The following is a 25,404-nucleotide window of genomic DNA, read 5'->3' on the forward strand; positions in this document are numbered from 1 at the left end:
CATCGCCGCATCTTGCGAGGGGATTTGTATGCTGAACGGCCTATGGCTTGGGTTTTTTGTGGTCGCGGCGATTTCTGCGCTAGCGCAGTGGCTGGTCGGGGGCAATGCTGGCGTTTTTGCCGCCATGGTCGAGAGCATCTTCGCCATGGCCAAGCTGTCTGTGGAGGTCATGGTGCTGTTGTTCGGCACCCTGACCCTGTGGCTGGGCTTTCTCAACATTGCCGAAAAGGCGGGTATCGTTGACTGGTTGGGCAAAGTCCTGGCGCCGCTGTTTCATCGCCTGATGCCTGAAGTGCCGCGCGGCCACCCGGCGTTAGGCTTGATCACCCTCAACTTCGCCGCCAACGCGCTCGGTCTGGACAACGCCGCCACGCCCATCGGTCTCAAGGCCATGCGCTCGCTGCAAGAGCTCAACCCCAGCCAGACCATCGCCAGCAACGCGCAGATCCTCTTTCTGGTGCTCAACGCCTCTTCGCTGACGCTGCTGCCAGTGACCATTTTCATGTACCGCGCCCAGCAAGGCGCCGCCGATCCCACCATGGTCTTTCTGCCGATCCTGCTCGCCACCAGCGCCTCGACGCTGGTCGGTCTGCTGTCAGTGGCGTTCATGCAGCGCCTGAAGTTATGGGACCCAGTGGTGCTCGCTTACCTGATTCCCGGCGCGTTGCTGCTGGGCGGCTTCATGGCGGTACTGGCCGGGCTGTCCGCTGCTGCGCTGTCGAGCCTCTCGTCGGTGCTAGGCAACGTGACGCTGTTCGGCATCATCATGCTGTTCCTGGTGGTTGGCGCGCTGCGCAAGGTCAAGGTGTACGAAACCTTCGTCGAGGGGGCGAAAGAGGGCTTCGACGTTGCCAAAAACCTGCTGCCTTATCTGGTCGCGATGCTCTGCGCCGTCGGCGTATTGCGAGCGTCCGGCGCGCTGGATCTGATTCTTGAGGGCATTCGTCACGGGATTCAGTGGGTCGGCCTGGACACGCGCTTCGTTGATGCGCTGCCGACGGCGCTGGTCAAGCCGTTCTCCGGCAGCGCAGCGCGGGCGATGCTGATCGAAACCATGAAAACCCAGGGCGTCGACAGCTTCCCGGCCCTCGTCGCGGCGACGATTCAAGGCAGCACGGAAACCACGTTCTACGTCCTGGCCGTGTATTTCGGAGCGGTAGGGATTCAGCGCGCGCGACACGCCGTGGGCTGCGCGCTGCTGGCGGAATTCGCCGGTGTGGTCGCCGCGATCGCCGTCTGCTACTGGTTCTTCGGCGCAACGGTGTAACGCTTTTCACCCTGCTCGACAGTCCATTGCAACATTTGGGCGGCCAGCGTATCGCTGGCCTGACCGAATGCCGAGACCACCGCTGACACCTGCTTGTCGGCCACCGGCTGATGCACTTCAAAACGCCGGCTCGTCACAATCCGCTGGCGATCGTCGGCGAGGCGCGCATCAAAACGAATCACCACCTCGATGGCGGCCCCGCGATACTCGCTCTGAAACGCCTGCAGCTCCCCGCCCAATTCAAAATCAGCCTGCAGATTACTGTCGTCGGTGCTGATCGACTGCACTCGCCCGTCACGGTAGAAAGCATCAGTCAGTCGGTTGCGCAGCAGAACCGGCGCTGGATCACTCCATCGCGCGCCTTTGTAGCTGCTGATGACATTGCCCTCGGGGATAACGGCGATGCGCGGGCTGTCCAGGGTCTCGCTGGATTTGGGCCGCACCACCCGCAACGACCACGCCACCGGCGCCGCCCCTTTGCTGGCGGGCGATGCCGTCGGCAAACGGTAAACGTCTGACGGCGCCTGCTCGGGGAGGATCGAGCAGGCGCCGAGGGACAGCACGGCGGCCGCCAATAACAGCCGAGTGATGGACTGACCGACACGCCTCATGGCTCGAACTCCTTATTCTTTTCGTTGCCCAGCAAGTAGCCGCTCGGGTTGGCATTCAGGCTGCGGGAGATGGTTTTCAATGAACTGAGGGTTTCACGCAGCTCGCGAATCGCCGGGCCTAGTTCGCCCAGCCCTTGCAGGCCATCGTTCACCGAATTCTGGTTGTTCTTGAGCAGCGCATTGATGGTCTGGCTGCTCTGTTCGAGGGATTTCATCGCCTGCTGCGCACTGGCGATGGTTTGCCTGCCGTCGCTGGTCAGCAGCTGGTTGGCGTTGCGCATCAGCGTAGAGGTCTGCTCCAGCGTCGCGCCGGCCTGCTTGCTCAGCAGCGTCATCTGCTTCAAGGCCTGACGAATGTCGTCGCGCTGATCGGAGATGGCCCCGGTGGTTTGCTCCAGATGCTGCAAGGTGCGTGACAGCGTCTCCACGTTCTCGGAAGAAAACATCGCGTTGGCGTTGTGCAGCAATGCGGTGCTGCCGCTCAGCAAATCATCGCTGTCGTTCAGCAGCCGCGAAATGGGCGACGGCGAGGCGATGATCACTGGCAGGTTGCCGCCCTCGCCTTTCAGCGCCTCGCTTTGCGGTGTGCCGCCGCTGAGCTGAATAAGCGATGTACCCGTGATGCCGGCCAGTGCCAGTTTGGCGAAGGTGTCGCGCTTGATCGGGGTTTCACCGGCCACACGGATTTGCGCCAGCACGCGGCGAGGGTCCTGGGGATCGAGGCGCAGCTGCACGACGTCACCCACCTTGATCCCGCTGTACTGCACCGGACTGCCGCGAGACAGCCCCGTCACCGCTTCGTTGAAGACAACCTGATAGTCCTTGAACGCCGAGTCGACGCTGGACTTTGCGAGCCACAGACCGAACAGCAGCGCGGCAGCGACCACGATGACCGTGAACAGGCCGATCAGAACGTGATGGGCGCGGGTTTCCATCATGAGACCTCGTGTGGGTGGGTGGCCGCCGAATAGGCCGAGCGGCCGCGCGGGCCATGAAAGTATTCGTGAATCCAGGCGTCCTTGGTCGCCGACACCCTGTCGATGTTGTCGGCAACCAGCACGCGCTTCTGCGCCAGCACGGCGACGCGGTCGGTGATTGTATAAAGCGTGTCGAGGTCATGGGTGACCATGAACACGCTCAGCCCCAAGGCGTCGCGCAGGGTCAGAATCAACTGATCGAAGGCGCCCGCGCCTATCGGATCGAGCCCGGCAGTGGGTTCGTCCAGAAACAGGATGTCCGGATCCAGCGCCAGCGCTCGTGCCAGCGCCGCGCGCTTGATCATGCCGCCCGAGAGCGACGCTGGGTATTTGTGCGCCGCCGACAGCGGCAGTCCGGCCAGCGCCATTTTGATCCCGGCCAGATGCTCCGCTTCCTCGCGGCTCAGGCCGGCGTGTTCGATCAGCGGTAGCGCGACGTTCTCCGTGATGGTCAGCGAGGAGAACAGCGCGCCTTTCTGAAACAGCACCCCGAAACGTCGTTCCACCTGAGAGCGCGCTTTGTCGGACAGATTCAGCAAATCCTGACCCAAGACGCGGACGCTTCCTGCGGCAGGCCTTTGCAGCCCGACAATGCTGCGCAGCAACACCGACTTGCCTGCGCCAGAGCCGCCCACCACGCCAAGGATCTCCCCGCGATACAGGTCCAGATCGAGGTTCTCGTGCACCACCTGCGGGCCGAATCGATTGCTCAAGCCGCGGACCTCAATCACCGTCTCGACGGGTTGAACGCAACGGCGGGTCACCAGCCGATCTCCATGCAGAACATCGCGACCAATGCGTCCAGCACGATGACCACGAAAATGGACTGCACCACGCTCGACGTCGTATGAGCCCCAACGGACTCAGCGCTGCCCTCGACCTTGAAGCCTTCCAGACAGCCGATGGCGGCGATGAAGAACGCAAAAATGGGCGCCTTTGCGATACCCACGAGGAAGTGCTGCACGCCGATGTCGGCCTGCATCAACGACAGAAACATCGCCGGCGAGATGCCCAGCGACAGAGCGCAGACCACGCCGCCACCGACGATGCCGCAGATCATCGCGAGAAAGGTCAGCATGGGCAGCGAGATAAGCAACGCGATCACGCGGGGCAATACCAGCATTTCTGTAGGACTTAGCCCCAGGGTTTGCAGCGCGTCCAATTCCTCGTTGGCTTTCATCGAGCCGATCTGCGCGGTGAAGGCGCTGGCCGTGCGACCGGCCAGCAGGATGGCGGTCAACAGCACGGCGAATTCCCGCAGGAACGAGAAGCCGATCAGGTCAACGGTGAAAATCGTCGCGCCAAAAGCTTTCAGCACCGTGGCGCCGAGAAAGGCTACCACCGCGCCAACCATGAACGTCAGCAGCGCCACAATGGGCGCGGCGTCCAGGCCGATTTGCTCGATGTGGGCGACGACGGACGTGGTGCGCCAGCGTTTGGGGCGAAACAGGGTGGACGCGAAGGTCTGAAGGATGAGACCGATGAAGCCGAGCAGCTGCAGCGTGTCCTTCCAGATCACCTCCACCGCCGAGCCAATTCGCGACAGCAGCTGCATGCCCACGGCCGCCTCGGGCTCTCGGAATGGCTGGCAATAGTCTGCCAGTGCGCTCTGGATGGTCTGCATCAGCGCGCGGCTGGATTCCGGCAGGTTGGGCGCTTGCACGGCCAGTAGGCGCAGGCGCTGTACGCCGAGCAGTTCCACGAGCAGCGAGGCACCGGCGGTATCGAGGGCGCCGAGTTCGTCCATGTCCACAAGAGTGGCTGGACCGAATCCGGCGCTCAGCGCATCGGTCTGGCGCTTGAGTTCGCGGTAATGGGCAAGCGTCCAGTCTCCGGCAATCCGCAGTTGCACGGGATTGATCGAAGTGTCCAGTAAGACGCGTCCTGGAACCTTGGGCGCGGAGGAAGCCTGCGTGGTCAGTGGGGTCATAGCGACGAGCTTAGTTGGTTTTGGCCGGGGCAGATGGGCTCTCGGCTGGCGCACTGTCCGCAGGTTTTTTCGTCTCCGAATCATCCGGATCCGCAGCGTCGGTGCCTGGCTTCAGGCCTGCCGGCTTGATCTTGTTGCGCGTGACGGCAGGCTGGTCGCGCTCGGTGACGTCAAAGCGCAGCACACCAATCATCTGCCCGTCCTCAGTGAGCACCCTCACCTGCCATTTACCCAACACGTCCGGCGGAAAATTCTGTTTGTGCGTCCAGGCCCGGTAGCCTTCCTCACGACCGCCCTTGATGTCTAGAGCAATGCGCTCTATTTCCTCGCCGTTATGGCGCCACACATGATAAATCCGTTCATTCAGGCCGCGCGGGGCGTTGATCGAGGTGTAGGCGTAGAGCCCGGCGCTGCGCAGCTGGTTGACGCCGATCTCCTGAATGCTCCCGCCGGGGGTGCGATTCTGGTTATCGAAGCGCGTGCTGATCGCCGCCTCGGTCAGCCATAGCGTCGCCGGCGGCACCCAGAATCGCGCCATCCAGCCCACCCCTCCGATGGCCAGTGTCATGGCCACCACACCGAGGCCGCGTTTCCAGTTGTTGATCGGGTAGCCCGATGCCAGGCTCGGGAACGACAGCAGCATCGCAATGCCCAGTGCCAGCTTGTAGCTCTCGGCCGTGGTCAGGTGAACGATGATCGGCAGCGCCGTGAGCAGTGCGGCGAACAGCGTCAGGGTGTGCAGGGCCATGAACAGCCAGCGGCGCGGCGCCAGCCATTTGTAGTAGAGCGGGTCGATGATCGAAATCAGGCCTGCCGCCCCGAGCAGTCCGGTGAACGCCAGCTGGCCGCTGTACCACGTGGTGGTGACGAAGAAGAACGGCAGTACGAAAAACAGGCTTTCCTGATGGATCATCTGGGTGCCGTAGCGCAACAGCGGCTGCGGGATCTCGCGTTTGAACAGCTTCGCGAACAGGGCGACGGCGCTGTTTTCTACCATCAGCCAGATCCAGCTCACCAGCAGAATGACCGCAATCCAGGTCGCCAGCTTGGCCTGGCGATCCACCAGAATGAAGCTGCCGATGCCTGAGCAGAACCCGAAGAACGCAATCAGCCCGGGGTAGCGCTTGATGAACTCCAGCACTCGCTGTACCAGCGAGTGCTGAATGATTGCATTAATGTCTGGCATCTCGGGGCGTCGCTCTTCGTGGGTGAGTCTTGGTGTTGGAGTATGGATGTACGGAGCTGGGTGTATTAAAAATAACCAAGCCGGACTGCGCCCACTTCGTCGAAATATTGAAACGCCAAGCGCCTCGCTTACAACGGCCTCTTCTTGTATACCCGCCACCGCCAGAGGATCAGCAACGCCACCAGTGCCGTCAGAAGGCATCCGACTGCGTACAGCTCGTCGTAGCTGAGCAGTGGCTCCTCAACGCGAAGATACCCGGGTTGCGCCAGCAATTGACGCATCGCCTGATTGGCCAGATCCAGACTCACGCCTCGGGTCCTCTTGGCCGGATCCTCAAAGCGGCCATCATCGTAATCATTCAGCGCACCCCAGTAATAGTCGGCCAACGCGCTGTTGCCTTGAACCGCCCAGGCCTGCTTGGTAATGGACGCCTGCTGTAGCCGCGCAAAGGTCGCCGGGTCCATACCTTCCTTGCGCAGCCGCTGGAGCATCGAGCGTACCGCCGACGTGGCCGAATCGACGTCTTCGCGGTTGAGATCAGCGTTCAGGCTGAGAAAACCGGTGTCCCCAAATGCTTCGCGATCGGCCCATGGCCCGTAGGAATAACCCTTGTCCAGACGCAGTTCGCTGTACAGCGCCCAGTCCAGATACGCTTTCACCAGATCCCAGGTTTCATCATGCTGCTCGCCCATGTCTGGCTCGGGGAACAGCAGATGCAGCTTCGCGCCATCGCCCAACGTGCCCCGCACTAGCGTGCGCTCAGGATCGGCCTTTTCAGTGATCGAACGCAGCGGCGGATGTTCCGTAGGATCCACCGCATTGAGCTGACCGAAGGTGCGTTCAAGGTAGGCAGGCAGCAGTTTGTCGAGGTCGCCCACGATAATCAGCGTCATGTTGTTGGAGGCGTACCAGTTGTCGTGGATATTCTCGATCTGCTCCAGCGTCAGGTGATCGACCTCAGGCCGCTCCGGGCACTTGAGGCCAAGTTCCACGGCAAGCTGGCTGCTGGCGCCGTGGCCCAGGTCGCGTTTGTCCAGCCAGCGTTGCAAATGCGAATAATGGCCCCCGTCTTCACGAGCGACGATGCGCTTGGCGGTGTCCAGATTGGCTTGATTGATTTGCGTGTGGGTCAGCAGATTGAGCAGCAGGTCGAGCACCTTGCGCTGATTTTGCGCCGGCGCCTCGATGACAAAGGTGGTGTCGGTGTTGCTGGTGAACGCGTTCCACTCACCGCCCAACGCCTGCATCTGCTGCTCTAGGCCGCCCTCACCGCTGTTGTCGATCCCGCTGAACAGCAGATGCTCAAGCAGATGCGGCAGTTCTTTGTCTTCGCATTTGAAGTCATCGAAGCCAATGCCCACGACCAAGCGGATAGCGACATGACCTTTGTCCGCAGGCTTGAGCAGCAACTGCAAACCGTTGGGCAGCACGTAGCCCTCGACCTGAAACCGGTCGAGGGCCATGGAAGAAAGGGATGTCAGAACCAGACAAACGAACAGCAGGCAACGCATAAAAACGGGCTTCCTTGCGGGCCGGTATGTGTAACAGACTTCGCAGAGGCCCCTGCGTTCACCACGACTAATCCGCGTTGCCCTCGCTGGACAAGGCGCCTGTGTCGGTGGTTTCAAGGACCGCGTAGGCGCTGCTGCAGAACAGCGAGTTCAGGCGTTTCATGTCGGAAATCAGCTCGAGGTGCAGAGAACTGGTCTCGATGCTCTGCACGATCTTGCGTTGCAGTCTGCTGACATGGGCGTGGGCCAGGCGCCGCTCCTGTGCCCGAAAACGACGTTTCTCGCGCAACAGCTGGCGCGCGCTTTCCGGGTCACCGCTGAGGAAGACCGACAGGCCAAGACGCAGATTTGCCATCAGTTGCTCGTGCAGCCCGGAGAGTTCTTCCAGGCCAACGTCGGAAAACGACCGCCGCTGCGACGTTTTCTGCTGCTGGACCTTGCGCAGCATGCGCTCGATCAGCCCGCTGGCCAGCTCCAGATTGATCGCCAGTTCGATGATCTCGGCCCAGCGGCGATTGTCCTGATCGCTGAGGTCGTCGCGCGGCATCTGCGCCAAGTACAACTTGATGGCGTTGTAGAGCACCTCGACATCGTCGTTGAGCCGGCGCACTTCCTGAGTGACCGCCGTCTGGTTGCCCCGCAGTACTTCTTGCATGGCATTGAGCATGCTGTCGATCAGATCACCCATGCGCAAGGTTTCGCGCACCGCGTTTGCCAGCGCCAGGCTTGGTGTGGCGAGTGCGGTCAGGTCCAGATGTCGAGGCTTGGTCTGGCCGTTGATCTCGGCCTGCTGCGGTAGAATCGACGCGCACAGACGCCCCATCGGCCCCACCGTCGGCAGCATGATCAGGCAGCGCAGGGAGTTGTAGATGACATGAAAGCTGATGACCAGGCTCGACGGACTGACATTCAGCGTGTCCATCCACGCCACCAGCGGGGTCAGCACCGGGGTGATCAGCAGCAGGCCGATCAGCTTGTACAGCAGGCTGCCCAGCGCCACTTGCCGACCGGCGACGTTTTGCATGCTGGTGCTAAGGAACGCCAGCAGACCACTGCCGATGTTGGCGCCGATCACCAGACCGATCGCCACCGGCAGGCTGATGATTTCCGCACCTGCGAGGGTCGCCGTCAGCAGCACGGCCGCAAGGCTTGAGTAGGAAATCAGCGCGAACATGGCGCCGACCAAGGCGTCGAGCAAGAGATCACCCGTCAGTGACGCAAACAGCACCTTCACCCCGGCCGCCTGGGTGATGGGCGCAGCGGCAGTGACAATCAGCTGCAGGGCGAGAATGATCAGGCCCAGCCCGATGCCGACACGACCCAGTTGGCCCACGCGGGTCTGCTTGCGCGACAGAAAGAAGACCACGCCCAGAAAGATCAGCAGCGGCGACAGCCACGACAGGTCGAACGTCAGGATGCGCGACATCACCGCCGTGCCGACGTCGGCGCCGAGCATGATGGCCAGGGCGGGCGTCAGGCCCATCAAGCCCTGGCCGACGAAGGACGTGACCAGCATCGCCGTGGCGTTACTGCTTTGCACCAGCGCGGTGACGAGGATCCCCGCGACAAATGCCAGCGGGCGTTTGGACATATTCTGGCCAATGACTCGGCGCAGCTGCGAGCCGTAGACACGCAGAATGCCGGTCCGAACGATGTGTGTGCCCCAGATCAACAGCGCGACGGCGGAAAGCAAATCGAGCAGGGTCAGCATACGGAGAGCCCCCTGTAGGTTGCCCATTGGGCAAAGTTAAAAGGTCCAGCGTGTAGCGAGCGTAAGCGCTTGAGGTGCATCGAACAGCGCGCTCAACTAAAGCTTTAGTCGGCCTATGGCCTTAATGCCAGCATGGCACAGCGGATTATTTCTTGAAACAAATCTGTCATAAATCAGGTGTTTGAACGCCACACTTTTGCGCTCTGCCAATAAAAAACGGGGCATTCACAGCCCCGTTGTTTTGACGTCTGTGCGGCGGACGTTACTGACCCGGCACGTCCTTGTGAAGTTTCACAGGGTCCTGCATCGCACGTTTTTTAGCCATCGACGTGCGCATCTTGATGTTGATCGCTTCAACTGCCAGCGAGAAGGCCATGGCGAAGTAGACGTAGCCCTTCGGCACATGCACATCGAACGACTCGGCAATCAGGACGGTACCGACGACGATCAGGAACGACAGCGCCAGCATCTTCAGCGACGGGTGCTTCTCGATGAAGTCGCTGATGACGCCCGCGCACAGCATCATGATCAGCACCGCCACGATGATCGCCGCCACCATCACCGGTACGTGGGACACCATACCGACAGCAGTGATGACCGAGTCCAGCGAGAATACGATGTCGATGATTGCAATCTGAATGATGGTGTACAGAAACATGCCGCCCTTGCCTTTCGGCTCGTCCAGCGTCTCTTCTTCGCCTTCCATGCCGTGGTAGATCTCTTGCGAGCTCTTCCACAACAGAAACAGGCCACCGAAAAACAGAATCAGGTCGCGACCCGAAATGCCCTGGCCCCAGACCACGAACAGGTCGTCGGTGAGGCGCATGACCCAGGTGATCGACAGCAGCAGCAGAATCCGCGTCACCATCGCCAGCGCCAGGCCGAAGATGCGGGTGCGTGGCTGCATGGCCTTGGGCATGCGGCTGACCAGGATCGAGATCATGATGATGTTGTCGATGCCCAGCACGATTTCCAGGGCGGTCAGCGTGAAGAAAGCAACCCAGATCTCAGGGTTGGTCAGCCATTCCATTACGTATTCCTTTGAGCGTTCGTTTTCCCTCCGGCACGGTTGCGCCAGAGGGAGCGTTGAGTTGCGTTATAGGCTGCTGAAGAACGGGAAGATTCCCATCAGCAGCGCGGCGATCAGAATGCACACGCACACCAGCACGGCCCATTTGAGGGTAAAGCGCTGGTGATCACCGAATTCGATGCCCGCCAGTGCCACCAGCAGATACGTCGACGGCACCAACGGACTCAACAGGTGGACGGGCTGGCCGACGATCGAGGCACGTGCCATTTCCACCGGGCTGATGCCGTAATGCGAAGCGGCTTCGGCCAGTACCGGCAGCACGCCATAGTAGAACGCGTCGTTGGACATGAAGAAGGTGAACGGCATGCTGACCACCGCAGTGATCACGGCCAGATAAGGTCCCATCGCTTCAGGAATCACGGCCAGCAGGCTCTTCGACATCGCGTCGACCATTCCGGTGCCAGACAGGATACCGGTAAAGATCCCCGCAGCAAAAATCAGTCCGACCACTGCCAGCACGCTGCCGGCGTGGGCAGCGACGCGGTCTTTCTGCGCTTGCAGGCACGGGTAGTTGACGATCATGGCGATACTGAACGCAATCATGAACAGCACCGGCAGCGGCAACAGGCCCATGATCAGTGCCACCATCAGCGCCAGCGTCAGTGCGGCGTTGAACCAAATCAGCTTGGGACGGCGGGCTTCAGGAAACTGGGAAACGCTGATGTCGCTGTGATCGCCTTCGTCACCGGGCAAGTGCAGTTCGCCCAGGCGCGCACGTTCACGTTTGCCGTAGAAGTAGGCAATCACCAGAATCGCCACAACGCCCGCCAGCATCGCCGGAATCATAGGCACAAAGATGTCGGATGGATCGACATGCAGGGCACTCGCCGCACGCGCGGTCGGGCCGCCCCATGGGGTCATGTTCATCACGCCGCCGGCCAGAATGATCAGGCCCGCCATTATGCGCGGGCTCATGCCCAGACGGCTGTACAGCGGCAGCATGGCGGCCACGCAGATCATGTACGTCGTGGCGCCATCACCGTCCAGCGAGACAACCAGCGCCAGCACCGCCGTACCGACCGACACTTTGACGGGGTCGCCTTTCACCAGCTTGAGGATCTTGCGCACGGCCGGGTCGAACAGCCCGGAGTCGATCATCAGCGCGAAATAAAGGATGGCGAACATCAGCATCACGCCCGTTGGCGCAAGTTTGGTGATGCCGGCCAGCATCATCGGGCCGATTTCGGAGGCAAAACCACCGAACAGAGCGAAAACAATAGGAACGATGATCAAGGCAATCAGCGCTGACAGGCGCTTGCTCATGATCAGGTACATGAAGGCGACGACCATGGCGAAGCCGAGGAAGGTCAACATAGCAATACTCCAGCGTTACGCGGCGGGGAACGGACGAGACGAATCCATCAGCTCAAAACGAGCGGCGCGTGGAGTCGGGGATTACGGAGGGGGTACTGCTGGGCACATGCAAGCATCGGGAATCACCTAATTGTTGTTGTAGATGGGCCGGAGAACGTCAAGCGCGTTCGTCCTGGCCGACCGGTCTGTCGCCGGCGGTGAGGTGATGCTAAACGGGGAAGCTTTCAGCCAGCTTTCGTTGCACTTCTGAAGTTGACGAGCGGGAGTTTGAGTTATCGACCCCAGGATGCGGTCAGACCCCTACATAACCTGGAGATTGCTCATGAGTGAATTGCATACCGGCGGATGCCATTGCGGCAATCTGCGTTACCAGATCGATGGGCCCGTGGATGACGTTGCCCACTGCCACTGTACGATTTGTCGGCGCACGTCAGGGGGGATCGTCATGACGTGGACCAGCGTGCCGGTCGAGGCTTTCAAATGGTTGGCGGGAAGTCCGACCCCCTATGATTCAGGGCCGACGTGCGTCAGGTATTTCTGCAATAACTGTGGGGCGCAGGTCGCGCTGTTCAGCCGCAACAGCCCGGAGACTATGGACGTGACTATCGCCACCCTTGATCGCCCGGAGCTCACGCCTGCCGATCGGCATATCTGGACCGACAGCCGCCTGCCCTGGCTGCACCTGGACGAGCATCTGCCGGGTGAGCCTGGGGAAACTGACTGAATCATCGCGGGGCGTGCAGTTGCGCAACGATCAAGGCAGCTCCAGGCCGCCGGCTGCTTTGTGCAATGCCCGCAGGTGATCACCGACCTGCTTGAGATTGTCCTCGGTCGCAGCAATCTCGGCGGCGCGGTCGGGATCAAGCAGCGCCCTCACCTCTTTATCCAGATCACCGCTGAGCCGCTGCAGTTGTTTCTGGCGCTGGCTACTTTCGTCTTCCAGACGCTGCCACTCGCCCTCCTGCGGCAGACCGTAGCCGCCGCTGCCGAGCAATTCCGCCGGGCGACTCAGGAATCCGCTGTTGGCCAGAATGTCCTGCAATGTACCGGTCGCCTTGGAAACGCCGTTATCCTTTTGCTCCACAGCACTTAGATAACGCTGTTTCACCTCATCCTGCGCGAGCAATAGTTGACGACGCAGTCCGGCCTGTTCCAGCAGCAGCATTGCCGCGCTGGTACGCAGGTCAGCCTGAGCGAAATAAGGACGCCGTTCCTGCGGCGTCAGTGCCAGCCAGTCTTCAACGGTGGTCTGCTTGACGTTGGTGGTCTTGCGCAGCACATCGAACATCGCCTGATAACGGTCGCGGTACGAGTCGAAGCGGTAGCCCATGCGCAGCGCCTTCTTGGGATCGTCCAGCACGCTGGTATCCGCCAGCCCCCTGCCCTTCAGCACTTCCAGCAGCCCGTTGGGCATGATGCTGTCCAGCCCGACAAGCCGCGGATCGTTCGTGCCGCTGCGCAGCAGCTTCAGGTTTTCCACCGCGCAGTTATTGGACAGGAACCAGTAATCCCCGTCATAGGCCCAGTGCATCTCGGCTGCGTGCTGAACCAGACCGTTGATCTCCTCACGGGAGAGTTTCAGCGGGACCGAGGCCAGGCCACGCAGTTCGGTCTTGGTGTACTCATCGATCACCTGACCCAGTGGCAGGACAAACAGGCGCGACGGATATTTGCCGGTCAGGCCGCTCCAGCTGGACAGCTGGAGATCATTGACGAACGCGCGATACGACAGCACCAGGTGCTGATCCAGGTCCAGCCGGCAGTCCGGGCCGCGTGGGCGACCGGGCTTGCAGATCACCAGCCGCAGCATGCTGTGACCCCAACGGCTCGCCAGATTCTGGTTGGCCTCAGCCAGCAGGTAGTCGACCTCATACACCCGCTCGGGGTCGAGCTTGCCCAGTGGCTCTCGGGCAAAGTCGTTACCGGCGTTGAGATAAGGATAGGACGTCGGGCACTGATCCTTCGTCGCTGGCGCCCAGTCGAACCGAGCCTTGTAATAGTCGTACAGCGCCGGACGGCGGCAGGCGTAGGCCGGATCGAGGAGGAAGTACTCCATGTTCACCGCAACGAATTCCAGCGGGCTGCTGATTTCGTAGATATCCGGGCTGCGCGCGACCTGGCCATTGCGCTCTTCCCTGTCACCGCGGCGGCCGACGTACTGCGGCCATCCCGCCAGATCCAGAAGGCGCGGATCATCACTCAGCGTGAAACGTCGGTCGGTCTGCCCCCGGCAGCTGTCACGCAGGCCAACCTTCCCCACGCTCTTGCCCTGCCGGGCACACGCAACGATCAGCTTGCGGTCTTCAGGGGACCAGAGCTGCGCGTGATCATAAATATGGGTCAGCTCATGCAGGACCGTGGCGAGCATTTCCTCCCGCACGGTGCCGTGAGGACGGTTGGTTCGTGTCGTTGCGGCGCTGCCGTCGGTCAGGCCTGCGAGCAGGTGCTCATTCAGATCCAGACGGTAGGGACCGTCTGCACGGCCGTAGGCATTGGACGGCATGTCGTCGGTCCAATGAACTTCCACTTTGCGATCAAGCTTGCTGACGAACAATGGCGGCAGGTGCGCCATGGCTTCGTTGAGCAATGTCTGGCTGGCCTTTTGTTGCGCAGGACTCAGTCCGTCGGTGTGCAACGACAGGCTCAGGTCGGCGAAGGCGCTCGTGCAAATCAGCGAGAGCGCCGACGTCAGCAGCCAGACAGCGAGGCGTTTCACAGTGCGAGGATGGCCTCGGCGAGGTCCTGATCACTGGCATTACGGGCTTCAGGCAGGCGGTCACGCAGTGTGATGAACGCAGCGTCGAGCAGTGCGCCATGGATGTCACCGTTACTGGCGACATAGCTGGCGGCGTCGTCGCGCGCTTCGAGCACGAGTTTCCAGTTGCGCACGGATGAGGTGGTGTCGGAGGTGAAATCGATGCTGCGGCCGAGGGCGCGAACGACGATGTTACTGGTGGCCTTCAGGGTTTGTGCCTGTGCCATATCAGTCAGCAAGAGCAGGCCAAGGGCGGCAGCGATCAACGGGGTACGCATGGAACGTCTCCAAAATACGGTAGTTACAAAAAAAGTGACTATTGGACGAGGATTGCCTGCGCCAGTTCAAGGTCGCTTGCATGAAGTTTTGGGCGGGTTTGACGCAGGTACGCCAGCGCAGACTCCAGCCGTGCTCCTCGCAGTTGGCCGTCACTGGCGACAAACACTGCAGCATCATCCTGGGCGGCAATTATCAACTTGCTATCGAAAGGCCCGGTTGTCACCTGGCTGGTGGCGTATCCGGTTTTGACCAGGCTTTGTGTTGTCACGTCGAACGCCAGAACCTGAGTTGAAATACTCAAGGCTGCGGTGACGGCAAGCACGAGGCGAAACAACGAATGCATGGTTATTCAGGGCTGTTCAGGTTCTGCGAAACGAGTCGCAAGGCTAGCGCAACACCTGGGCCAGAGCTAGTGCAAAGACCCGGGCTCGCGTTTGAGGAACCTGTCGCGAAGCTGAATCAGATGGCAAGAATCGCTTGCGCGAGTTGCGCGTCCGACGCTTGCAGGCCCGGTGCAACCTCGCGAATGTGTTGCAAGGCGCCCTGTAGCTTCACGCCTCGGATCTCGCCTTCGCTGGCAACGAAGCTTGCGGCGTCGTCGCGGGCGGCCAGAACGATCTTGTCATCGTGGAAGGAGGACGAAATTTTAGACGTGGCGTTGGACGAAGCATCGAGCGCACGGACGATGGTGTCCGTTGTAACCACAAAGCTGGAAGCCTGGGCTCCGGTGGCAGCGACGATCAGGAAAGCGGCACTCAACAGGCGAACGCGAGACATACAGGCACTCCAAAATAACGGGATTCGAAAACCACAGACGCATAAATCGGGAAGCTCAGCGAGAGCTGTCTTGTGACTGCATGGTCAAGGTGGCGCAAGATTAGCTTATAAGCGGGCTGCCGAACTATCCCGGCCTTGTGCCAGTCGCCGCTACGTAACTCCATATCTGCCGCAATTACCCGTGATCGTTGGACTGTAATGGGATTTGCTGAGTTGCGTAAAACTGTACTGGTTGGCCCTTAGCGTGGTTTGCGCGACCCTAGAACGACAAAACCCGTCAGCAGTGACCTGCTGACGGGTTTTGTTTGAACAATTCGGGTTGCTGGTGAGAGGCGCTTGGCCTGGGACCAGCAGACGCTATATTAGCGCCAGAACGGCTTGCTCAGCTCTTCGTAACGCTGGGATTCGCTGATACCGGCGTCAGCCAGCAAACGTGCATCCAGGCGAGCCAGTTGATGGCGGCTGGACAGGCGACGCTGCCAGAGCATCAGGTTGGCGAACATGCGCAGCGGCAACGAGGCTTGTGCGGTTTTTGCGGTGTCTTCGTAGAACAATTCGGAACTGACGGTGCGTTCCATGATGCTTCTTCCTTCCGCTTGTGGCGGGATTAGAGATTGACTTGATTGGTGACAATATTCCTCTCATTGCCCGTCTCTCTCTAGACACAGTTCATTTGTATTGTGCTGCTCCAGTTAACTGTTAATCACCACTGTTTTGTTCGGAAGTGGGGCAACTGTACGGGTCTGCACCAGAAGTGTGCTTTTTTGTCAGTTGGGCCAGTCATTTCCCATTAGAAGTACGTGAAATCACCCGTACAGCAGTACAGTTTTTGCAGAATTTGCGTTCAGGTTGCGAACTGTGACGACGAAAGGTCGTCGCCACTGACAAACTGTGTCTTCAGATCGCCAACATGCGGCCGGTTTCTTCCAGGTTTAGGTGCCAGCTGAGTGCATCACGCAGCACATGCGGTGTGTGACCGCCAATTGCACAGGCGCGGCGGAAGTAGTCATTCAGCGCCTCGCGATAGGCCGGATGCACACAGTTGTCGATGATGACCCGGGCGCGCTCGCGGGGTGCCAGGCCTCGCAGGTCTGCCAGTCCGATCTCGGTGACCAGAATGTCTACATCGTGTTCGGTATGGTCTACGTGGCTGACCATTGGCACCACGCTTGAAATGGCTCCGGCTTTGGCAATGGACTTGGTCACGAAAATGGCGAGATGGGCGTTGCGGGCGAAGTCGCCTGACCCGCCTATCCCGTTCATCATCCGTGTGCCGCCCACGTGAGTGGAGTTGACGTTCCCGTACAGGTCGAACTCCAAGGCAGTGTTGATACCAATGATGCCCAGGCGGCGGACGACCTCCGGATGGTTCGAGATTTCCTGGGGGCGCAGTAACAGTCTGGATCTGTACTGCTCCAGATTGTCGTAGACCGCAGAGTGCTTGCGCTCGGACAGCGTCATGGAGCAGCCCGAAGCAAAATCCAGCTTGCCCGCCTCGAACAGATCGAACGTCGAATCCTGCAGCACTTCCGAATACATGGTCATGCCGTGAAAGGGTGAATCGATCAGCCCGGTCATGACGGCATTGGCGATCGTACCTACCCCCGCCTGCAGCGGCATGAGCTGATTGGTCAGTCGGTTCAGCCGCACTTCGGCTTTGAAGAACTCGACCAAGTGGCCCGCGATAGCCTGAGTGTCGGTGTCTGCCGGCAACACCGTCGACGGCGAGTCGGGTTGATTGCTGATCACGATGCCGACGATCTTGGCCGGATCGATCTTCACGGCCTGACTGCCAATTCGGGTATCGGTCTTGAGCACCGGGATCGGCAGGCGTGTTGGCCGGTAGGTGGGTATATAGATGTCGTGCAGCCCTTCGAGCTCCATGGGTTGGGCAAGGTTGATCTCGATAATCACGTGTTCGGCAAGAATGGCGAAGCTCGCCGAGTTGCCGACTGACGTGCTGAGCACCAGATGTCCCTCTTCGGTGATTGCTACGCATTCGATCACGGCGATGTCCACGGCCTTGATCTGGCGATTGCGCAGCTGCTCGACGGTGTCCGACAAGTGCTGGTCAATGAACATCACGGTGCCGTCGTTGATGGCCTTGCGCAGGGTGCTGTCGACCTGAAACGGCATGCGGCGGGAGAGCACGCCGGCCTCGGTCAGTTGCTTGTCCAGATCGTTGCCCAGGCTGGCGCCCGTCATCAGGCTGATCTTCAGCGGAGCAGTCCTGGCGCGCTCGGCCAGCGCCTGGGGCACGGCCTTGGCTTCGCCGGCGCGGGTGAAGCCGCTCATACCGACGGTCATGCCGTCCTTGATCAAGGAAGCGGCGTCGGCCGCGCTCATTATCTTGCTCATCAGCGAGGGCAGACGGATTCGTTCACGGTGCATGTTGTTTAATCTCATGACATAGATGCGTGAGCGAAGTCTAGAGATTTGAGGAGCGTTCGTCCTGCTACCAAGGTCGCACTAAAGGCTCTAATTAGCGCCTTTGCGCGAGAAACACTTTTACCCGGGCTGTAAAAAACCCTCGGCCATGACCTGCGCCGAGGGTTGTTTCATCGCGAGTTGCAGCGATTATTCGATCGCTTTGACCATGTCCTCGATGACCTTTTTGGCGTCACCAAAGACCATCATGGTTTTGTCCAGGTAGAACAGTTCGTTATCCAGGCCCGCGTAGCCGCTGGCCATGGAGCGCTTGTTGACGATGATGGTCTTGGCCTTGTACGCCTCGAGAATCGGCATGCCGGCAATTGGCGACTTGGGATCATTCTTGGCCGCCGGATTGACCACATCGTTGGCGCCAAGCACCAGGACGACGTCCGCCTGGCCGAACTCGGAGTTGATGTCCTCCATCTCGAACACCTGATCGTAAGGCACCTCGGCCTCCGCCAGCAGGACGTTCATGTGCCCCGGCATCCGGCCGGCCACCGGGTGGATCGCGTACTTCACGGTGACGCCCGCGTGGGTCAGCTTTTCGGTCAGCTCTTTCAGCGCGTGCTGCGCTCGAGCAACCGCCAGCCCGTAACCCGGCACGATGATTACGGTGTCTGCGTTGGTCAGCAGGAAGGTTGCATCGTCAGCCGATCCCGATTTGACCGGACGGGCTTCCTTGCTGCCGCTCGTAGCACCGGCATCCACTGCGCCACCGAAGCCGCCGCCGATCACGTTGAAGAACGAGCGGTTCATTGCCTTGCACATGATGTACGACAGAATCGCGCCGGATGAGCCGACCAGAGAGCCGGCGATGATCAGCATCGAGTTGTTCAGCGAGAAGCCAATACCCGCCGCTGCCCAGCCCGAGTAACTGTTGAGCATCGACACCACAACCGGCATGTCTGCGCCACCAATCGGGATAATCAGCAGCACGCCAATCACGAACGCCAGGATCAGCATGACGCTGAACGCGAACAGGCTACCCGTGAGCATGAACGTGATGCCGAACAGCAGCGTCGCCAGACCCAGAACCAGATTGAGCTTGTGCTGACCGGCAAACTGCACCGGTGCGCCCTGGAACAGGCGGAACTTGTATTTGCCCGACAGCTTGCCGAAGGCGATGACCGAACCGGAGAACGTAATCGCCCCGATCGCCGCGCCCAGGAACAACTCCAGACGGTTGCCCGCAGGAATCGGATCGCCCAAGTGGTGAACGATGCCCAGCGACTGCGGCTCGACCACCGCAGCGATGGCGATGAACACGGCTGCCAGACCAATCATGCTGTGCATGAAGGCGACCAATTCCGGCATCTTGGTCATCTCGACGCGCTTGGCCATGATCGAACCGGCAGTACCGCCGACCAGCAGACCGATAAGGATGTAGCCAATGCCTGCGCTGGCGCCGTCGGTAGATAGCGCAGCCAGTTTGAACACCAGTCCTATCGTAGTCAGAACAGCCAGGCCCATGCCGAGCATGCCGAACAGGTTGCCTCGGCGCGAGGTGGTTGGGTGAGACAAGCCCTTCAGCGCCTGGATGAAGCAGATCGCCGAGACGAGGTACAGCAAGGTGACGAGGTTCATGCTCATTACTTGGCCACCTCGTCTTTTGCCTTGGGCGCTTTCTTTTTGAACATCTCAAGCATCCGCCGGGTGACCAGAAAACCGCCGAAGACGTTAACGGCCGCGAGCGCAACGGCCAGGGTGCCCATGGTTTTGCCCAGTGGCGTCACTGTCAGCGCGGCGGCAAGCATGGCGCCGACGATGACGATGGCCGAGATAGCGTTCGTGACTGCCATCAGGGGCGTGTGCAGTGCAGGCGTCACGTTCCAGACCACGTGGTAGCCGACGTAAATGGCCAGCACGAAAATGATCAGGTTGTAGATACCGGGTGAGATGAACTCTTCCATTATTTTTATCCTCAGCCGTTCTTGCGGATGACTTGGCCATCGCGGCACATAAGGCACGCGGCAACGATGTCGTCTTCGAGGTTGATCTGGAGCTGGCCTTCCTGGGTGAAGAGCAGCTTCATGAAGTCCAGCAGGTTGCGGGCATAAAGAGCAGACGCATCCGCCGCGACCATGGCGGGCAGATTCGTGTGGCCAACGATGGTCACGCCATGCTCGACCACCACTTGGTCGGCTACGGTCAGAGGGCAGTTGCCGCCCTGCGCTGCCGCCAGATCGATCACCACCGAGCCGGGCTTCATCTGCGCGACTGTTTCAGCGCTTAACAGCACCGGAGCCTTGCGACCGGGAATCAGCGCCGTGGTAATCACGATGTCCGCCTGTTTGGCGCGCTCATGAACGGCCACAGCCTGACGCTGCATCCAGCTGGCCGGCATCGGGCGGGCGTAACCGCCGACGCCCACGGCAGCTTCCCGCTCCTCGTCAGTCTCGTAGGGCACGTCAACGAACTTGGCGCCTAGCGACTCGATCTGCTCCTTCACCGCTGGACGTACGTCCGAGGCTTCAATGACCGCACCCAGTCGTTTGGAAGTGGCGATGGCCTGCAGCCCCGCAACCCCCGCTCCGAGAATCAGCACGCGCGCCGCTTTCACCGTACCGGCCGCTGTCATCAGCATGGGCATAAAGCGCGGGTAGTGCTGCGCCGCCAACAGCACAGCCTTATAGCCAGCGATGTTGGCCTGGGAAGACAGCACGTCGAGGCTTTGCGCGCGAGAGGTACGTGGCGCGGCTTCGAGGGCAAAAGCGGTGATACCGCGTTCAGCCAGCTTGGCGATCATGTCGTTATTGAAAGGGTTGAGCATCCCGACCACCACTGCGCCGCTTTTGATCAGCGGCAACTCGGCGTCGTTGGGAGCGGAGACCTTGAGGATGAGTTCAGCGCCGAACGCATCGGCGGCGCTGCCCATTAATGCACCTGCCGCCTCATAAGCACTGTCGGTCACGCTCGCCGCAATGCCCGCGCCGTTCTGCACAGTCACGGTGTGGCCTTGGGCGACGAGCTTTTTGATGGTTTCGGGAGTGGCGGCGACCCGGGTTTCACCAGGCTGGGTTTCGAGGGGGACTCCAATGTGCACGTCAAATCTCCTGCGTGATCTTATTGTCTTAATTAGGCCAGCGCGCTACGGCCCGAGGGGTGGGATTGCGATCACTACGCCCGTTAAAACAGCCGGGCGCGGCATTTTGCAGGGGATGCCAGAGGCCTTCAAGGGTTTCTGTAACTGAACGAAAAATGTACTACAAGTCACCCTGTGACCGATTGACGCACAAAACCGGTTAAGTCATTGATACCAATCATATTTACTTGGTTACGGGTGCTCACAACCGTGTTAAGGCAAAATTCCTAAAATGAATCGAAATCAGGCTGTAGAGCGCTATTTGTATGACTATTGGGATAACGCGAGCACAAAGAAGCGTGTGTCGCAGATGCGACAAATCAAGATATATGTAGGTTTTAGGATCTTCGTACTACACGGAAACGTGCGTGTTGTGGATAGGCATTCAGGGCAGGGAGTAGGTCTTGGCCTGCTGAATCAGCCAGTCACGAAACGCCTTCAGCGACGCTGATTCCGTTTTGCGCTCCGGAATCATCAAGTAATACGCCTTTGAGCTTGAAAGCTGGTGAGGGTTGGCAATCACCAGGCGTTTTTCGGCCAGTTCATGCCGAATAAGAAATGGTGGTATGAGCGCCACACCCATGTCGTGCATGGCTGCCTGAGCGAGCATGGAGAATAGCTCGTATCGGGGACCTGTCATGTCGCGAGCCACCCCCATGTCCAGCAAGTTGAACCACTGCCGCCAGGCGTAGGGCCGAGTGGTTTGCTGGAGCAGCGGCATCTCGGCCAACTCTTGAGCGCTGATGCTGTGCCGTGCCCCAAGCAGTGCCGGACTGCAGACCGGCATGGGATTTTCGCCCATCAGTCTGTGGGACTCGGTACCGGACCAATCAGCATCACCAAAGTAGATCGCTGCGTCGAATTCGGTATCGGCAAACAAAAACGGTCGCGTGCGGTTGGTCAGGTTGATAGTGACGTCAGGGTGGTTCTTCTGAAAATCCTTTAGGCGTGGCAGTAACCATTGCGTGCCAAAGGTGGGCACTACCGCCAGTTCGATCACATTGACGCCCTGATGACCCATCACTGACAGCGTGTCGCGTTCAACAGCGTCAAGTTGCGTTGCGATGCGCCGGCTGTAGGAAAGGCCAGCCTCCGTAAGCTTCACACCCCGTCGCGAACGTCGGAACAGGCCGACATTCAAGAACTCTTCCAGGCTTGCGACCTGTCGGCAGATCGCGCTCTGGGTCAGAGAAAGCTCTTCAGCCGCCTTGGTGAAGCTCTCGTGCCGCGCGGCTGCCTCGAAGCTCACCAGCGCAGCGGTGCTTGGGATTTTACGACGCATGTACCTTTGCCTCACTCACAGCGACGGCCCGCTGGCACCGGCCGTGTCTCGGAGTGAGAAATTAACACAGGATGATGCGAAATCGTCGTTTGCTCGATCCAGGGTTCAGGCCTAGGCTCGCTTCATTACTTCTCCGGCAGGTCCGGAAGCGCATTTGGTGAGGAGAGAGTCATGAGCGGCAAGGCAAGTTTCAGTTGGATCGACCCCCTGTTGCTGGACCAGCAACTCACCGAAGAAGAGCGCATGGTTCGCGACAGCGCCGAGCAGTTCGCCAAGGACAAACTGGCACCGCGTGTGCTTGAAGCCTTCCGCCATGAAAAGACCGATCCGGCGATCTTTCGCGAGATGGGTGAGATAGGTCTTCTCGGCGCCACGATCCCGGAGCAGTACGGCGGCAGCGGTCTGAACTACGTGTGTTACGGCTTGATCGCTCGCGAAGTCGAGCGCGTCGATTCCGGTTATCGCTCGATGATGAGCGTGCAGTCCTCCCTGGTCATGGTGCCTATCAACGAATTTGGTACTGAAGCGCAAAAGCAGAAATACCTGCCAAAGCTTGCGTCCGGTGAATGGATTGGTTGCTTCGGCCTTACCGAACCCAATCATGGTTCGGATCCGGGCGCGATGATCACCCGTGCGCGGAGCGTCGAAGGCGGCTACCGTCTGACCGGCAGCAAAATGTGGATCACCAACAGCCCGATTGCCGATGTCTTTGTTGTCTGGGGCAAAGATGACGCCGGGGATATACGAGGCTTCGTACTGGAAAAGGGCTGGCAAGGCCTGACTGCTCCGGCGATTCACGGCAAGGTCGGCCTGCGCGCTTCGATCACTGGCGAGATCGTGATGGACAACGTGTTTGTGCCGGAAGAGAACATTTTCCCGGACGTCCGCGGTCTTAGGGGTCCGTTCACGTGCCTGAACTCCGCCCGCTATGGCATTTCCTGGGGTGCCTTGGGGGCTGCCGAGTTTTGCTGGCACACTGCGCGTCAATACACACTGGACCGTCAACAATTCGGCCGTCCCCTCGCAGCTAATCAGCTGATCCAGAAAAAGCTCGCTGACATGCAGACCGAGATCACGCTGGCGCTTCAAGGCTGCCTGCGTCTTGGCCGGATGAAAGATGAGGGCAGCGCAGCGGTCGAAATCACCTCCATCATGAAGCGCAACTCCTGCGGCAAGTCGCTGGACATCGCGCGTATGGCGCGTGACATGCTGGGTGGCAACGGCATCTCTGATGAGTTCGGTATCGCCAGGCATCTGGTCAACCTGGAGGTGGTGAATACCTACGAAGGTACCCACGATGTCCATGCGCTTATCCTTGGTCGCGCGCAAACCGGCATCCAGGCCTTCTATTAAGGAGCCAGCAATGGGCGCGTTATCGCATTTGCGTGTGCTGGACTTGTCCAGGGTCCTCGCCGGCCCTTGGGCAGGGCAGATTCTGGCGGACCTCGGTGCCGAGGTGATCAAGATCGAGCGCCCGGGTAACGGCGACGACACGCGCGCGTGGGGGCCGCCCTTCCTGAAGGATCCGCGCGGAGAAAACACGTCTGAAGCTGCGTACTACCTGTCAGCCAACCGCAACAAACAGTCCGTCACCATCGACTTCACCCAACCCGAAGGCCAGAAGCTGGTCCGCGAACTGGCGGCGAAGTCCGATATCGTCATCGAGAACTTCAAGGTTGGCGGGCTGAAGGCCTACGGTTTGGATTACGAATCACTGCAACTGGAGAACCCCAGGCTCATCTATTGCTCCATTACCGGGTTCGGTCAGACGGGACCCTACGCCAAGCGAGCAGGTTACGACTTCATGATCCAAGGGCTCGGTGGGCTGATGAGCCTTACCGGTCGTCCCGAGGGGGAGGATGGCGCGGGACCGGTGAAGGTCGGCGTGGCGCTGACGGATATTCTGACGGGGCTGTATTCGACTTCTGCGATTCTTGCTGCTCTGGCGCATCGGGATCAGGGAGGGCCTGGTCAGCACATCGACATGGCGTTGCTGGATGTGCAGGTCGCCTGCCTGGCAAATCAGGCAATGAATTACCTGACGACGGGCGTATCGCCAAGGCGACTGGGTAATGCTCACCCGAATATCGTGCCCTACCAGGATTTCCCCACCGCCGATGGCGATTTCATTCTCACGGTGGGGAACGACAACCAGTTCCGCAAATTCGCGGAAGTGGCCGGGCAACCGCAGTGGGCCAGCGATCCGCGGTTTGCGAGTAATGAGCAGCGCGTGGCGCATCGTGCCGAGCTGATCCCGCTGATCCGGCAGGCCACCGTCTTCAAGACCACGGCTGAATGGGTCACGGCGTTGGAGGGGGCCGGCGTACCGTGTGGGCCTATTAACGATGTCGCCCAGGTGTTCGCAGATCCGCAGGTGCAATTCCGCGGTCTCCAGGTCGAGTTGCCTCATGCATTGGGCGGGACTGTTCCTCAGGTTGCCAGTCCGATCCGTTTATCTGCCACGCCTGTTGAATATCGGCGTGCGCCGCCGTTGTTGGGAGAGCACACACTGGAAGTTCTAACCGGATTATTAGGATTACCTGACGCTGAGGTAATTGCCTTGCGTCAGAGGGGCGTTCTCTAAGGGCTGGTGCTCTTGCAGGAGTCTTTAGCCGGTCTCTATATGAACAGAAGGAAGTATCGGATTTCCTTAGGGTTTTGGCTTTTTCGCCAAAAGTTCAAATTAGGTGTTGACGCCCCTCTGGATCTGTCTATAATTCGCCCCACTTCCGGCGCAGACGAAACGGAAAACTCCTTGATAATCAACGAGTTGGACGAAGTAAGCAGCGAGGAATGCTTCGGTTCAGATGCTTGAATCGACAGCGGTGAAAAAGGCAGTTGACAGCAGATTGTAACGCTGTAGAATTCGCCTCCCGCTGACGTGAGGCGTTAAGTCGAGCGAAGCGCAAGTGGTTGAAGTTGATGAGGAAACTTTGAAAACTTCTTAAAATAACCGCTTGACAGAAACAAGAGACGCTGTAGAATGCGCGCCTCGGTTGAGACGAAAGATCTTAACCACCCGCTCTTTAACAACTGAATCAAGCAATTCGTGTGGGTGCTTGTGCTGTAAGGCTGAAGTCGCAAGATTATCAGCATCGCAAGTTACTCCACGAGAAATCATGGTTTAACCAACGATTGCTGAGCCAAGTTTATAAGGTTTTCTCAAAACCTAATTGCAGTATTGAACTGAAGAGTTTGA

Annotated in this window: 23 protein-coding genes; 4 read left to right on the forward strand and 19 right to left on the reverse strand. The window is 59.7% G+C overall.

All coding sequences use genetic code 11. The annotated features are described in order from the left end of the window. The first annotated feature begins 28 nt into the window (after positions 1-28). The gene (locus tag QMX88_RS01330; RefSeq protein ID WP_192174455.1) at positions 29-1,267 is read left to right on the forward strand and encodes a nucleoside recognition domain-containing protein; all 1,239 of its coding nucleotides are present in this window, start codon (positions 29-31) and stop codon (positions 1,265-1,267) included. Here the strand turns inward: QMX88_RS01330 and QMX88_RS01335 are convergent. From QMX88_RS01335 to QMX88_RS01375, 9 genes are all read right to left on the reverse strand, one after another. After that, entirely contained in the window at positions 1,240-1,878 is a 639-nt protein-coding gene (locus QMX88_RS01335) for an ABC-type transport auxiliary lipoprotein family protein (protein WP_282365489.1), read from the reverse strand. The genes QMX88_RS01330 and QMX88_RS01335 overlap by 28 nt on opposite strands. Continuing rightward, positions 1,875-2,813 carry an MlaD family protein gene (locus QMX88_RS01340; RefSeq protein ID WP_122534329.1) on the reverse strand — a complete coding sequence of 313 codons (939 nt, stop codon included), beginning with the start codon at positions 2,811-2,813 and terminating at the stop codon, positions 1,875-1,877. Before QMX88_RS01340 ends, QMX88_RS01335 begins: the two co-directional genes overlap by 4 nt. Then, complete coding sequence (locus tag QMX88_RS01345; protein ID WP_282365490.1) at positions 2,813-3,619, reverse strand: ABC transporter ATP-binding protein; 807 nt, start codon at positions 3,617-3,619, stop codon at positions 2,813-2,815. Before QMX88_RS01345 ends, QMX88_RS01340 begins: the two co-directional genes overlap by 1 nt. Beyond that, on the reverse strand, positions 3,616-4,785 hold the full coding sequence (locus QMX88_RS01350) for an ABC transporter permease (protein ID WP_282365491.1): 1,170 nt from the start codon (positions 4,783-4,785) through the stop codon (positions 3,616-3,618). Before QMX88_RS01350 ends, QMX88_RS01345 begins: the two co-directional genes overlap by 4 nt. 10 nt (positions 4,786-4,795) lie before the next feature. Beyond that, a complete protein-coding gene (locus QMX88_RS01355) occupies positions 4,796-5,971 on the reverse strand; it encodes a DUF5924 family protein (protein WP_282365492.1) in 1,176 nt (391 codons plus the stop codon). Positions 5,972-6,099: 128 nt separating this feature from the next. Beyond that, the gene (locus tag QMX88_RS01360) at positions 6,100-7,482 is read right to left on the reverse strand and encodes a M16 family metallopeptidase (protein WP_282365493.1); all 1,383 of its coding nucleotides are present in this window, start codon (positions 7,480-7,482) and stop codon (positions 6,100-6,102) included. Positions 7,483-7,549: 67 nt separating this feature from the next. Continuing rightward, a complete protein-coding gene (locus QMX88_RS01365; protein ID WP_282365494.1) occupies positions 7,550-9,193 on the reverse strand; it encodes a Na/Pi cotransporter family protein in 1,644 nt (547 codons plus the stop codon). Positions 9,194-9,455: 262 nt separating this feature from the next. Continuing rightward, on the reverse strand, positions 9,456-10,223 hold the full coding sequence (locus QMX88_RS01370) for a TerC family protein (protein WP_192174462.1): 768 nt from the start codon (positions 10,221-10,223) through the stop codon (positions 9,456-9,458). 66 nt (positions 10,224-10,289) lie between these two features. Further along, positions 10,290-11,597, reverse strand: a complete 1,308-nt coding sequence (locus QMX88_RS01375; protein ID WP_192174463.1) for a CitMHS family transporter — start codon at positions 11,595-11,597, stop codon at positions 10,290-10,292. A gap of 322 nt (positions 11,598-11,919) precedes the next feature. Here QMX88_RS01375 and QMX88_RS01380 point away from each other — a divergent pair, with 322 nt between their 5' ends. After that, complete coding sequence (locus tag QMX88_RS01380) at positions 11,920-12,321, forward strand: GFA family protein (protein WP_192174464.1); 402 nt, start codon at positions 11,920-11,922, stop codon at positions 12,319-12,321. A 30-nt stretch (positions 12,322-12,351) separates the two neighbouring features. On the opposite strand, the gene QMX88_RS01385 is transcribed toward QMX88_RS01380, so the two are convergent. The 10 genes from QMX88_RS01385 to QMX88_RS01430 all read right to left on the reverse strand — a co-directional run bounded on the left by QMX88_RS01385 (position 12,352) and on the right by QMX88_RS01430 (position 22,205). Next, on the reverse strand, positions 12,352-14,313 hold the full coding sequence (locus QMX88_RS01385) for a DUF7844 domain-containing protein (protein ID WP_282365495.1): 1,962 nt from the start codon (positions 14,311-14,313) through the stop codon (positions 12,352-12,354). After that, positions 14,310-14,630, reverse strand: coding sequence for a DUF2388 domain-containing protein (locus QMX88_RS01390; RefSeq protein ID WP_037017155.1), 321 nt, complete (start codon positions 14,628-14,630; stop codon positions 14,310-14,312). Before QMX88_RS01390 ends, QMX88_RS01385 begins: the two co-directional genes overlap by 4 nt. A 38-nt stretch (positions 14,631-14,668) precedes the next feature. After that, on the reverse strand, positions 14,669-14,974 hold the full coding sequence (locus QMX88_RS01395; RefSeq protein ID WP_282365496.1) for a DUF2388 domain-containing protein: 306 nt from the start codon (positions 14,972-14,974) through the stop codon (positions 14,669-14,671). Between the two features lie 116 nt (positions 14,975-15,090). After that, positions 15,091-15,408 (reverse strand): DUF2388 domain-containing protein, encoded by a 318-nt coding sequence (locus QMX88_RS01400; protein WP_133774179.1) that lies wholly within the window; start codon positions 15,406-15,408, stop codon positions 15,091-15,093. 362 nt (positions 15,409-15,770) lie between these two features. Continuing rightward, on the reverse strand, positions 15,771-15,986 hold the full coding sequence (locus QMX88_RS01405) for a DUF1127 domain-containing protein (protein ID WP_093466716.1): 216 nt from the start codon (positions 15,984-15,986) through the stop codon (positions 15,771-15,773). A gap of 319 nt (positions 15,987-16,305) precedes the next feature. Then, entirely contained in the window at positions 16,306-17,799 is a 1,494-nt protein-coding gene (locus QMX88_RS01410) for an acetyl-CoA hydrolase/transferase family protein (protein WP_282365497.1), read from the reverse strand. Positions 17,800-17,985: 186 nt separating this feature from the next. Then, entirely contained in the window at positions 17,986-19,431 is a 1,446-nt protein-coding gene (locus tag QMX88_RS01415) for an NAD(P)(+) transhydrogenase (Re/Si-specific) subunit beta (RefSeq protein ID WP_192174468.1), read from the reverse strand. Further along, on the reverse strand, positions 19,431-19,751 hold the full coding sequence (locus QMX88_RS01420) for an NAD(P) transhydrogenase subunit alpha (RefSeq protein ID WP_065987890.1): 321 nt from the start codon (positions 19,749-19,751) through the stop codon (positions 19,431-19,433). Before QMX88_RS01420 ends, QMX88_RS01415 begins: the two co-directional genes overlap by 1 nt. Positions 19,752-19,762: 11 nt before the next feature. Further along, complete coding sequence (locus tag QMX88_RS01425; RefSeq protein WP_282365498.1) at positions 19,763-20,884, reverse strand: Re/Si-specific NAD(P)(+) transhydrogenase subunit alpha; 1,122 nt, start codon at positions 20,882-20,884, stop codon at positions 19,763-19,765. A 424-nt stretch (positions 20,885-21,308) separates the two neighbouring features. Beyond that, positions 21,309-22,205, reverse strand: a complete 897-nt coding sequence (locus QMX88_RS01430) for a LysR family transcriptional regulator (protein ID WP_282365499.1) — start codon at positions 22,203-22,205, stop codon at positions 21,309-21,311. Positions 22,206-22,376: 171 nt separating this feature from the next. Here QMX88_RS01430 and QMX88_RS01435 point away from each other — a divergent pair, with 171 nt between their 5' ends. Beyond that, positions 22,377-23,558 carry an acyl-CoA dehydrogenase gene (locus tag QMX88_RS01435; RefSeq protein WP_282365500.1) on the forward strand — a complete coding sequence of 394 codons (1,182 nt, stop codon included), beginning with the start codon at positions 22,377-22,379 and terminating at the stop codon, positions 23,556-23,558. Positions 23,559-23,568: 10 nt separating this feature from the next. After that, a complete protein-coding gene (locus QMX88_RS01440) occupies positions 23,569-24,789 on the forward strand; it encodes a CaiB/BaiF CoA transferase family protein (protein ID WP_282365501.1) in 1,221 nt (406 codons plus the stop codon). Positions 24,790-25,404: the final 615 nt, after the last annotated feature.

The organism is Pseudomonas sp. PS02290, assembly GCF_029960075.1.
Lineage (GTDB): Bacteria > Pseudomonadota > Gammaproteobacteria > Pseudomonadales > Pseudomonadaceae > Aquipseudomonas.

Bases quoted from the DNA above. Each gene is read 5' to 3' on its own strand.
- QMX88_RS01410 (WP_282365497.1), bottom strand. From the start codon at position 17,799: ATGCACCGTGAACGAATCCGTCTGCCCTCGCTGATGAGCAAGATAATG.
- QMX88_RS01335 (WP_282365489.1), bottom strand. From the start codon at position 1,878: ATGAGGCGTGTCGGTCAGTCCATCACTCGGCTGTTATTGGCGGCCGCC.
- QMX88_RS01330 (WP_192174455.1), top strand. From the start codon at position 29: ATGCTGAACGGCCTATGGCTTGGGTTTTTTGTGGTCGCGGCGATTTCT.
- QMX88_RS01400 (WP_133774179.1), bottom strand. From the start codon at position 15,408: ATGTCTCGCGTTCGCCTGTTGAGTGCCGCTTTCCTGATCGTCGCTGCC.
- QMX88_RS01375 (WP_192174463.1), bottom strand. From the start codon at position 11,597: ATGTTGACCTTCCTCGGCTTCGCCATGGTCGTCGCCTTCATGTACCTG.
- QMX88_RS01415 (WP_192174468.1), bottom strand. From the start codon at position 19,431: ATGAGCATGAACCTCGTCACCTTGCTGTACCTCGTCTCGGCGATCTGC.
- QMX88_RS01360 (WP_282365493.1), bottom strand. From the start codon at position 7,482: ATGCGTTGCCTGCTGTTCGTTTGTCTGGTTCTGACATCCCTTTCTTCC.
- QMX88_RS01365 (WP_282365494.1), bottom strand. From the start codon at position 9,193: ATGCTGACCCTGCTCGATTTGCTTTCCGCCGTCGCGCTGTTGATCTGG.
- QMX88_RS01380 (WP_192174464.1), top strand. From the start codon at position 11,920: ATGAGTGAATTGCATACCGGCGGATGCCATTGCGGCAATCTGCGTTAC.
- QMX88_RS01395 (WP_282365496.1), bottom strand. From the start codon at position 14,974: ATGCATTCGTTGTTTCGCCTCGTGCTTGCCGTCACCGCAGCCTTGAGT.
- QMX88_RS01355 (WP_282365492.1), bottom strand. From the start codon at position 5,971: ATGCCAGACATTAATGCAATCATTCAGCACTCGCTGGTACAGCGAGTG.
- QMX88_RS01390 (WP_037017155.1), bottom strand. From the start codon at position 14,630: ATGCGTACCCCGTTGATCGCTGCCGCCCTTGGCCTGCTCTTGCTGACT.
- QMX88_RS01435 (WP_282365500.1), top strand. From the start codon at position 22,377: ATGAGCGGCAAGGCAAGTTTCAGTTGGATCGACCCCCTGTTGCTGGAC.
- QMX88_RS01420 (WP_065987890.1), bottom strand. From the start codon at position 19,751: ATGGAAGAGTTCATCTCACCCGGTATCTACAACCTGATCATTTTCGTG.
- QMX88_RS01350 (WP_282365491.1), bottom strand. From the start codon at position 4,785: ATGACCCCACTGACCACGCAGGCTTCCTCCGCGCCCAAGGTTCCAGGA.
- QMX88_RS01405 (WP_093466716.1), bottom strand. From the start codon at position 15,986: ATGGAACGCACCGTCAGTTCCGAATTGTTCTACGAAGACACCGCAAAA.
- QMX88_RS01340 (WP_122534329.1), bottom strand. From the start codon at position 2,813: ATGGAAACCCGCGCCCATCACGTTCTGATCGGCCTGTTCACGGTCATC.
- QMX88_RS01430 (WP_282365499.1), bottom strand. From the start codon at position 22,205: ATGCGTCGTAAAATCCCAAGCACCGCTGCGCTGGTGAGCTTCGAGGCA.
- QMX88_RS01370 (WP_192174462.1), bottom strand. From the start codon at position 10,223: ATGGAATGGCTGACCAACCCTGAGATCTGGGTTGCTTTCTTCACGCTG.
- QMX88_RS01440 (WP_282365501.1), top strand. From the start codon at position 23,569: ATGGGCGCGTTATCGCATTTGCGTGTGCTGGACTTGTCCAGGGTCCTC.